This window comes from Pseudomonas sp. zfem005 (assembly GCF_032621735.1).
In the GTDB taxonomy this organism is placed as follows: Bacteria; Pseudomonadota; Gammaproteobacteria; order Pseudomonadales; family Pseudomonadaceae; genus Metapseudomonas; species Metapseudomonas solani.
The window spans coordinates 179,199-189,122 of the sequence record NZ_JAVYJE010000013.1 but is presented as its reverse complement, the minus strand read 5'-3'; the positions used below and the strand labels follow the sequence as shown (position 1 = coordinate 189,122).

Genomic DNA, 9,924 nt, shown 5'->3' with positions numbered 1-9,924 from the left:
GCCAAGGGCAAGACCGGCATGCAGATCATCTGTGCAGCGATGCGTAAGCTGCTGAACATCGCTTATGGCGTCTTGAAATCGGGCCAGCCGTACGACGTAAAACTGGCCCTTGCTCACTAGGGATCAAGACGGTATCTACGCCCGGCGGCATCTCAGGTTTCAGATGGCCGCTGTTGCGTGTCACCGAACCGATCCCGGCACAGATGGCTTGCGTAGGGCGGACCACGCTTCACCGGTCCACCTTTCGTGCTCCCAGGCAATATCGTTGGTGGATGAAAAGAGCGTCATCCACCCTACGCCTGCCCGTTGCCTGGGGGCCAACGGTGTAGCCATCCTGCGAATGATTTTCCTTACATGGCGCTACCGGTCGTCCCGTCGTCGGCAGCGCTTGGCCGGCACCTTCGACGGGACTAGACTACCGCGCCCCGTTACCCAGTCAGACCACCATGGCCGCCAAAGTCGAACCCTTCTGGAAGCGCAAGACCCTCGCACAGCTCGATCAGGAGGAGTGGGAATCCCTCTGCGACGGCTGCGGCCTGTGCTGCCTGCAGAAGCTGGAAGACGAGGACGACGGCGCGGTGTATTACACGCGTATCGCCTGCAAGTTGCTGGACCTGAACACCTGCCGCTGCACCAACTACCCCAAGCGTCGCGATTTCGTGCCCGATTGCATCCAGCTCACCCCGGCCCAGGCCGACGAGTTCCGCTGGCTTCCGCCCACCTGCGGCTACCGCCTGGTGGCCGAGGGCAAGGACCTGCCGCCCTGGCACCCGCTGATCTGCGGTGACACCGAGGCGGTGCACAACGCCGGTATCTCCCAGTCCGGGCGCATGGTCAGCGAGACCCAGGTGGCCGAGGACGACTGGGAGGACTACATGATCTTTCGTGCGGGCTAGACGGATAGAACCACCGCGTGCCGAGTCATAGGGAAATCGCTCCGAGGAAGCCCGACATGTCCAACCGCGCCACCCTGCTGCTGTCCACCGCCACCCTGCTGTTCTGCGCGCCGCTGCTGGCCGCCAAGCGCAGCGATGTCGACTACCTGGTGCGCTTCCTGCCGGACAGCGACCAGGCCGAGGTGCGCGTGGTGCTGGAGAACGGCGAGAAGGTCCGCAGCCTCGGTTTCGACCTGGGCGACAAGGGCTACTACAGCGACTTCAAGGCCGACGGCCAATGGCAGCAGGCCAGCGCCGAGCGTGGCACCTGGACCCCGGCGGAGGGCAAGGCGACCCTCAGCTACAAGGTGCGCATCACCCACCCCCGTGGCGATGGCAAGTTCGACGCGCGGATGACGCCGGACTGGGCGTTGCTGCGGGGTGACGACCTGGTGCCCCCGGCACGCATCGACCTGGTGGACGGCACCGAGCTGGTGTCGCGCATCCAGTTCGAACTGCCCAAGGGCTGGAGCACGGTGGAGACCGGCTGGTCCCGCGTGGGCAAGAACCGTTTCCGCGTCGACAATGCCGAGCGCCTGTTCGACCGCCCCACCGGCTGGATCATCGCCGGCAAGCTCGGCAGCCGTCGCGCCGAACTCGGCAATACCGACGTCACGGTCGCCGCGCCCATGGGCGAGGGCATGCGCCGCATGGACATCCTCACCCTGCTGACCTTCGTCTGGCCCCATGCCCAGGCGGTGTTCCCCCGCGACCCCGGCAAGCTGCTGATCGTCGGTGCCGGCGACCCGATGTGGCGCGGCGGCCTTTCCGCGCCCAACTCCTTCTTCATGCACGCCGACCGCCCCCTGGTCAGCGAGAACGGCACCAGCTCCCTGGTGCACGAGCTGGTGCACGTGTTCAGCCGCATCAAGGACACCGACCAGAGCGACTGGATCAGCGAAGGCATCGCCGAGTTCTACGCCATCGAACTGATGCGCCGCGCCGGCGGCCTCAGCGAGGACCGCTACCACAAGGTTCGCGCCAAGCTGCAGCGCTGGAGCCGCAAGGTCGAGAACCTGCGCGGCGAGCAGTCCACCGGCCCGGTCACCGCCCGCGCGGTGCTGCTGCTGCAGGACCTCGACGAGGAGATCCGCAAGGCCAGCAACGGCGAGCGCTCCCTCGACGACGTCACCCGTGGCCTGATGCGCCTGGACAAGGTCAGCACCCGCGACTTCGTCGAGATCGCCGAGAACGTGCTCGGTGGCGAATCCGACGTGCTCGACACGCCGCTGCTGAAGCTGCCCAAGGGGGCCTGACTCCCGGTGCGGGCCCCGGGCTGAAGCCCGGGCGACGCTTCGCTGGACGCCATCACCCCACCTGCGCAACGATGCCGGCTTTGCCCGGAAGCCCGCCCATGCGCCGCCTGCCGTCCCTCACCGCCCTGCGCACCTTCGAATCGGCCGCCCGCCATGCGCACTTCGGCCGCGCCGCCGCCGAGCTGTGCGTCACCGACAGCGCGGTGAGCCACCAGATCCGCCAGCTGGAAGAGCAGCTCGGTACCGAGCTGTTCGTCCGTGCCGGCCGCCAGGTGCGCCCGACGCCCCAGGCACGGCGCCTGCTGCACAGCCTGCAGCAGGCTTTCGAGCTGATCCTCGATGCCTGCGACGAGCTGCGCGACCCCGGCTCCCAGGCGCAGCTGCGCATCGCCGTCACCGCCGAGCTGGCGCAGAAGTGGCTGGTGGGCCGGCTGGCGGATTTCGGCGAGCGCTACCCACATATCACTCTGCACCTCTACGACCAGCCGCTGGAGTCGGCGCTGCCCGGCGAGGAGATCGACCTCGCCATCACCTACGGCACCGGCCCGGGGGATGCCAGCGCCTACTTCGTGCGGCCGCTGCCGACCCTGCAGTTCTTCCCGGTGTGCAGCCCCGGCCTGTTCAACCAGTTGCCGCTCAAGCACCCGCGCGACCTGGCCCGCCACTGCCTGCTGCATGACGACCAGGACGGCAAGACCTGGAGCGCCTGGCTCAGCGTCCACGCCGGTGACCTGCAGCCGCTGCGGCACCTCTACCTGGGTCACGCCGGGCTGACCCTGGAGGCCGCCGCACAAGGGCAGGGCGTGGCCATGGGTGACAACCTCACCAGCGCCGAGGACCTGGCCAGCGGCCGCCTGGTACGGCCCTTCGCCGCCAGCGTGGCGTCCCTGGGGCAGTACGCGCTGGTCTGCGAACGGCTGCGCCTGGACAAGCCGGCGGTGGCCCAGTTCGTCGAATGGTTCAGCGATCAGCTGGCCGATAGCTGAATCCAATTCAAGGATTCCGCGATATTCATCATTGGTCGCCGGGGCACCGGCGCGCTTACCGTCAGGGCACATCCAACCCCACCCCGAGGTTTCCCATGGCGCGTTCCCTGACTTCCCTCCCCAAGGCCGACGGCTTCCGCCTGCCCGGCGAATTCGAGCCCAAGGCCGGTTGCTGGCTCGGCTGGCCCGAGCGCACCGACGTCTGGCGCAACGGCGCCAAGCCCGCGCAGAAGGTCTGGGTGGAGATCGTCAGCGCCATCGCCAGCAGCGAGCCGGTCACCGTCTGCGCCTCCGCCACCCAGTACGCCAATGCCCGGCGCATGCTGCCGGCCCAGGTGCGGGTGGTGGAGATGACCTGCAACGACACCTGGTTCCGCGACAGCGGCCCGGCCTTCCTGGTCAACGACCAGAGCGGTGAGGTACGCGGCGTGGACTTCGAATTCAACGCCTACGGTGGCCTCGATGGCGGCCTCTACTACCCCTGGGACAAGGACGACCAGATCGCCCAGAAGATCCTCGAGATCGAGAAGCTGGACCGCTACCGCGCGCCCTTCATCGCCGAGATGGGCGGCATCCAGACCGACGGCCAGCGCACCCTGCTGACCACCGAGCAGTGCCTGCTCAACCGCAACCGCAACGCCCACCTGGGCAAGGATGAGGTGACCCGGCGGCTCTCCGACTACCTCGGTGCCGAGCAGGTGATCTGGCTGCCGCGCGGCTGCAAATTCGATGAAACCGACGGCCACATCGACGACCTGGCCTGCTTCGTCCGCCCCGGCGTGGTGGTGATGCAGTGGACCGACGACCGTGACGACCCGCAGTGGGAGATCTACCAGGAGGCCTACGACATCCTGCGCAGCACCCGTGACGCCCGTGGCCGCGCGCTGGAGGTGCACAAGCTGCCGCAGCCCCGCGTGCTCACCTGGACGGCCGAGGAGGCCGCCGGCCTGGACCAGGTGGACGGTACCCACCTGCGTGAGGAGGGCACGCGCATTTGCGCCTCCTACATCAACTACTACGCCGGCAACTCCGCCATCGTCCTGCCGCTGTTCGGCGACGCCCACGACCAGGCGGCCGGCGCGGTGCTCGCAGAGCTGTTCCCCAGGCACCGCATCATCGGCATCGAGAACTCGCGGGAAATCCTCCTCGGGGGCGGCAACGTCGCCTGTATCACCATGCCGCAATACGCCGCCAGCCGGGCTGGCTAGGGAGCCTTCGATGCACATGCGCACATTGGCGATCGCCCTGGGCCTGGCGCTTGGCAGCGGCATGGCCCTGGCGGCGAGCGAGCCGCCCAAGGTCAACCTGTACATCTGGAGCGAGTACCTGGCGCCGGATACGCTCTCCCGCTTCGAGGCCAGGACCGGCATCAAGGTGGTGGCCGATCACTTCGACTCCCTGGAAACGGTGGAGACCAAGCTGCTCACCGGTCGCAGCGGCTACGACCTGGTGCTGACCGCCGGCCAGCACCTGCAGCGGGCCATCGCCAGCGGCGCATTGCAGCCGCTGGACAAGGCCAGGCTGCCGCACTTCCAGGGGCTGGACCCGGAGTTCACCGCGCACATGGCCAGCTTCGACCCGGGCAACCGTTACGCCGGGCTCTATGTCTGGGGCACCACCGGCTTCGGCTACCAGGAGGAGGCCATTCGCACGCGCATGGCCGACGCCCCCACCGACAGCTGGGCGATGCTGATGGACCCGACGGTGGTCGCACGCTTCGCCGACTGTGGGGTGAGCTTCCTCAACGACCCCAACGAGGTGTTCGCCGCCGCCTTCCGCTACCTGGGGCTGGACATCAACCGCCAGAGCCTCGACGACCTCAAGCTCGCCGAGGCGTACCTGGCGAAGATCCGCCCGTCGATCCGCTACTTCGACAACGACCGCAACATCAACGACCTGGCCAACGGCAACACCTGCCTGGCGATGTCCTGGAACGGCAACGTGGCCATCGCCGCCGCCCAGGCCGAGCAGGCGCAGAAGCCCTTCAGGCTGCGCTACCGCATCCCGCGGGAAGGCACCCTGATCTGGTTCGACGCCATGGTGGTGCCCAAGGATGCGCCGCACCCCGACGCCGCCCTGGCGCTGATGGACCACCTGATGAGCCCCGAGACCATCGGCGCCATCACCAACAGCATCCACTACGCCAATGCGGTGCCGGCGGCCGCCGGCAGCGTCGACCCCGCCATCCTCGCCGACCCGGGCACCTACCCGCCGGCGGACGTGCGCGCCACGCTCTACACCAAGAACGACAACACCAAGGCCTTCAACCGCGCGCTGACCCGCGCCTTCAGCAAGCTCAAGTCCGGTCTTTGAGCCATCTCCCGCCCGGCATCCGACCATCGTGATGCCGGGCGTCTTGACCGCCCCGTCGCGCTTGCTATCTAATGATATGCATTCTCATTTGGTATCCTTGGCACGCCGCATTCGGCAGCGTCGCCGGGTTGCCTGTTGTCGGGGGCGTGCGTGCAGGTAGCGAGTCGAGCAGACGGGAGACAGCCCCGTGGATGAGCAGTTCCGGGGCTCCGTCTCCGGCGCCTACCGCGCCTTCCATGCCGAGCTGTTGAAGTTCCTCGGCAAGCGCCTGGGCAGTTCCGCCGACGCCGCCGACCTCGCCCAGGATGCCTTCACCCAGTGGCTGGACTGGCGCGACCGCGACCAGGTCCGCCAGCCCCGCGCCTTCCTCTTCCAGATCGCCCGCAACCTGCTGCGTGACCACTGGCGCCGCCAGCAGGTGCGCGGTGCGGCCGACGGCGAGGGCGAACAAGCGCTGGAAACCATGGTCGATGAACAAGGAGCGAGCCCCTTGGAACAGGTCGAGCAACATCAGCGCTTGCGCCTCCTGGCCTCGGCACTGGATGATCTGTCGCCGCGCCGGCGCGAGGCCTTCGTCATGCACAAGTTCGATGGCCTGTCCCAGGCGGAAGTGGCCGCGCGCATGGGGATTTCCCTGAGCATGGTGGAAAAGCACATCGCCTGTGCCCTGCTGCATTGCAAGCAACGCGTGCAGGGCGACGTCCAGGCGGACGGACAATGAACACGAGCACCTGGATGGATTCCCGACCCTCGATCGACGAACAGGCCGCCACCTGGTACGCCCGCCGCACCAGCGGGCAGTTCACTGCCGAGCAGGAGGCCGAGCTGCAGGCCTGGCTGGCCACCAGCCCGGCGCACGCCAAGGCCTTCGCCGACATGCAACTGATCTGGGCCGACTTCGATCGCGTGCCACGGCCCGTGCTCGCCACGCCGGTGGTCATGCTCAAGCCTCGCAGCCGACGGACCCTGCCGCGCGCCATGGCCGCTTCGTTCGTGCTGCTCTGCGCCGCCCTGGCCACCTCGCAGAACTGGTTCGCCCGCGCGCCCAGCGTCGACCTGCAACTGGGCAGCGCCCAGGGCGAACAGCGTCAGGTGGAACTGGCCGACGGCTCGCGCATCGACCTCAACGTCGACACCCGCCTGCATGTGCGCCTCTATGACGATCACCGCGAAGTCGAACTGCTCCAGGGCGAAGCCTTCTTCGCCGTCGCCCGTGATGAGCAACGCCCGTTTGTGGTGATGGCCGGGGAGGGCAGCGTGCGCGTGCTCGGCACCCGCTTCAGCGTCCGCCGTGGCGGTGAACGCCTGGATGTGGCGGTGGAGAGCGGCAAGGTCGCGGTGGAACCCGAGGCCGGCGGCACCCACCACGCCGAACTGGGGGCCGGCGACAGCGCCGATTTCGACTACCGCACCCGTCACCTGGAGCTCGGCCACCGCAGCCCCGAGGAAATCGCCAGCTGGCGGCGTGGCCAGTTGATCTTCCGCGATCGCCCGCTGGCCCAGCTGGTGGACGAGCTTTCCCACTACCGAAACGCGCCCGTGGGCCTGGCCGATGCCAGCCTCGCCGAGCGCCGTGTTTCCGGCAGCCTGAACATCGGCAAGCCGGATGCCTTCCTCGCCGCGTTGCCGCAACTGCTGCCGGTGCGCGTCGAATACCTGGCCAACGGAACGGCCCTGATCCACCTGCGCTGACACCCCGGAGCTGCTCCGGGGCCGCGCCGCGCGGGTACTTCGATGCAAGTGAAAATATTTTTCATTTGCATATGCGGGTTTTGCCGAGCGCTGCGTCTTCCTGATGTCCGCCTCATGCAAGGGCGGTTTTGCAGTACTTGGGGAGATTTGGATGAACACCCGTAGCACCCGTTTCGCGCTGCGCCGCCTCGTCGCCGGCGGCGCGCTGGCCACCCTCCTGCTCAGCGGCAGCGCCCTGGCCCAGGATCACGACTTCAACCTGCCGGCCCAGTCCATGGCCAGCGCCCTGACCGCCCTGGCCCAGCAGAGCCAGCTGCAGATCCTCTTCGACGAGTCGCAACTGCGTGACTTGCGCGCCCCGGCCCTGGCCGGCCGCTACAGCGCCCGCACTGCTCTTGAGCGTCTGTTGGCCGGCTCCGGGCTGGAGCTGGTGGAGGCGGGGGATGGGTTCGTGATTCGTCGTGTGGCCAGTGCCGGCCAGGCCGCTGTCGATGACAACGTGCTGGAGCTGGGCAGCACCAACATCATGGGCAGCGCCATCGACTCCAGCTCGGTAGGGCGTTCTGTCCTGACCCAGGAAGACATCAACCGCAAGCAGGCGGACAACATCGCCGAGCTGCTCGACACCCTGCCGGGCGTGAGCTCCAGCGGCTCGCCCCGCCCCGGTGGCCAGACCCTGAACATCTGGGGCATGGGCGATGTGGAGGACGTCAAGGTCATCCTCGACGGCGCGCCCAAGGGCTTCGAGAAGTACCGCCAGGGCTCGGTGTTCATCGAGCCGGAACTGATCAAGAACGTCGAAGTGGACAAGGGTCCCCACAGCACCCTGTACGGCAATGGCGGCTTCGGCGGCGTGATCAAGGTGGATACCAAGGACCCGGCCGACCTGCTGCAGGACGGCGAGAACGTCGGCGCCTTCCTCAAGTACGGCTATCACACCAATGACCGCCAGGAGATCTACAGCGGCGCGGTGTATGGCCAGACCACCGACAAGATGCTCGATGGCCTGCTGTTCCTCACCGGGCGTGACGGCGACAACATCAAGCGCCCGGATGGCACGCGCTTCGTCTACTCCGAAAACAGCCTTGACGCCTTCCTGTTCAAGAGCAACTTCCGCCCCAACGACGAGCATGTCTTCACCCTGTCGGCCATGCAGTCCGGCAGCGAGGCCTGGGAGCCCTTCGCCGCCAAGCGCGATGAAATGGCTGCCCCCACTGCGGCGGAGATCGCCCGCTATGGCTTGGACGGTGCCTGGAAACGCAAGCTGGTGAACCGTGACCAGGACGACGAGAACTACTCGTTGAAGTGGAACTACACGCCGCTGGACAACCCGCTGGTCAACCTCACCGCCAGCTATGCCTATTCCAAGACTGATCAGCATGACAAGCGGCCGGCCAACGCGTCTGCGGGGTTCGCGTCTTCGCTGGGCAACGAGAGCTGGGTCAACTACACCGACCGGCTGGCGGAGCTGAAGAACGAAAGCCGCTTCGATACGGGGTTGTTATCCCATGTCGCTACAGTGGGTGTGCAATGGCACGGGCATGATCGCGACACGCTGATGAAGGACCTCAGCAAGCTGACTGACAGGACCTACAACTACGGCCTCTACCAGCCCTACTACATGCCGTCCGGCGAGCAGGAAACCCGCAGTGGCTATCTGCAGGACGCCATCACCATCGGCTCCGTGACCATCACCCCGGCCCTGCGTTACGACCATGTCTACAGCCGTGGCGAGCCCAACCTGGCGCCGCGCTACAACAGCTCCGATCCGGCCGTGGGGCACGACTACAGCAGCGTCACCTACAGTGGCTGGTCGCCGCGCCTGGGGCTGTTCTGGACCGCCACCGACAACCTGGCGTTCTTCGCCGACTACAGCAAGACCTGGCGCGCCCCTTTGATCGACGAACTGTACGAGGTGCAGAGCGCGGCGAGCAGTGTGCCCGCCACCAGTCGCAACCTGGACCCGGAGCGCATCACCGGGGTGCGCCTGGGCAGCATCTTCAATTTCGACAAGCTGCTGGTGGACAGTGACAACCTGCAGATCCGCACCACTCTGTTTCGCAACCGTGGCAAGGACGAGATCTTCAAGCGCACCGGCGTCTATTGCCTCGCCAGCGTGACCGGCGGCAACAGTGCATGCCCGGGGCCGTTGGCCAATAACCGCAACCTGCCCGGCTACACCATCGAGGGGGTGGAGGTCGAATCCTTCTACGACAGCTCGCGCATCTTCGGCAGCCTGTCGGTGTCCTACATTCGTGGCAAGCGCGATGCCTCGCCGCGCAACCCCTGGGGCCCTGAAACCTGGCTTTCGGACATCCCTCCGCGCAAGGCGGTGGCGACCCTGGGCGTGAAGGTCCCCGAGATCGACATGGCCATGGGCTGGACCGGCAACTTCGTGCGCAAGCAGGACCGCTCCCCAACTGACGATGATCCTCTGGCGTCTGGCTGGAGCCTTCCCGAAACCCAGGGTTACGCCCTGCACGGCCTATTCGCGACCTGGCAGCCCAAGTACATCAAGGGCTTCGAGGCGCGGCTGGCAGTGGATAACCTGTTCAACCGCGAGTACTACCCCTACCTCGGCGAGTCCGTTTCCGGCGTTGGCCGCAACATCAAGTTCAGCGTCTCGCAATTCTTCTGAGGTGCCTTCCAGGGCGTCCCCGCGTTCGTGGGGATGCCCGCTCCCTTCGGAGCTTCGGGTTGCCCCCGACCTGCGCGCCCACCATCACTGCACAGCCCCCTCGC

Annotated in this window: 8 protein-coding genes and 1 pseudogene; all 9 read left to right on the top strand. The window is 67.0% G+C overall.

Features of this window, described 5'->3' with window-relative positions:
- Positions 1 to 120 (top strand): annotated as a pseudogene (locus RTW82_RS26670) (IS110 family transposase); the annotation flags it as partial.
- A gap of 326 nt (positions 121 to 446) precedes the next feature.
- Complete coding sequence (locus tag RTW82_RS26665) at positions 447 to 896, top strand: YcgN family cysteine cluster protein (protein ID WP_021220466.1); 450 nt, start codon at positions 447 to 449, stop codon at positions 894 to 896.
- Between the two features lie 56 nt (positions 897 to 952).
- Entirely contained in the window at positions 953 to 2,191 is a 1,239-nt protein-coding gene (locus RTW82_RS26660) for a hypothetical protein (protein ID WP_316926970.1), read from the top strand.
- Between the two features lie 98 nt (positions 2,192 to 2,289).
- The gene (locus RTW82_RS26655) at positions 2,290 to 3,177 is read left to right on the top strand and encodes a LysR substrate-binding domain-containing protein (RefSeq protein ID WP_316926969.1); all 888 of its coding nucleotides are present in this window, start codon (positions 2,290 to 2,292) and stop codon (positions 3,175 to 3,177) included.
- 95 nt (positions 3,178 to 3,272) lie between these two features.
- Positions 3,273 to 4,385, top strand: coding sequence for an agmatine deiminase (gene aguA / locus RTW82_RS26650; RefSeq protein ID WP_316926968.1), 1,113 nt, complete (start codon positions 3,273 to 3,275; stop codon positions 4,383 to 4,385).
- A 16-nt stretch (positions 4,386 to 4,401) separates the two neighbouring features.
- Entirely contained in the window at positions 4,402 to 5,490 is a 1,089-nt protein-coding gene (locus tag RTW82_RS26645) for an extracellular solute-binding protein (protein ID WP_410478857.1), read from the top strand.
- 187 nt (positions 5,491 to 5,677) lie between these two features.
- Complete coding sequence (locus RTW82_RS26640) at positions 5,678 to 6,211, top strand: sigma-70 family RNA polymerase sigma factor (RefSeq protein ID WP_316926967.1); 534 nt, start codon at positions 5,678 to 5,680, stop codon at positions 6,209 to 6,211.
- 14 nt (positions 6,212 to 6,225) lie between these two features.
- Positions 6,226 to 7,182, top strand: coding sequence for a FecR family protein (locus tag RTW82_RS26635; protein WP_316926966.1), 957 nt, complete (start codon positions 6,226 to 6,228; stop codon positions 7,180 to 7,182).
- Positions 7,183 to 7,333: 151 nt separating this feature from the next.
- Entirely contained in the window at positions 7,334 to 9,820 is a 2,487-nt protein-coding gene (locus tag RTW82_RS26630) for a TonB-dependent receptor (protein WP_316926965.1), read from the top strand.
- Positions 9,821 to 9,924 lie beyond the last annotated feature (104 nt).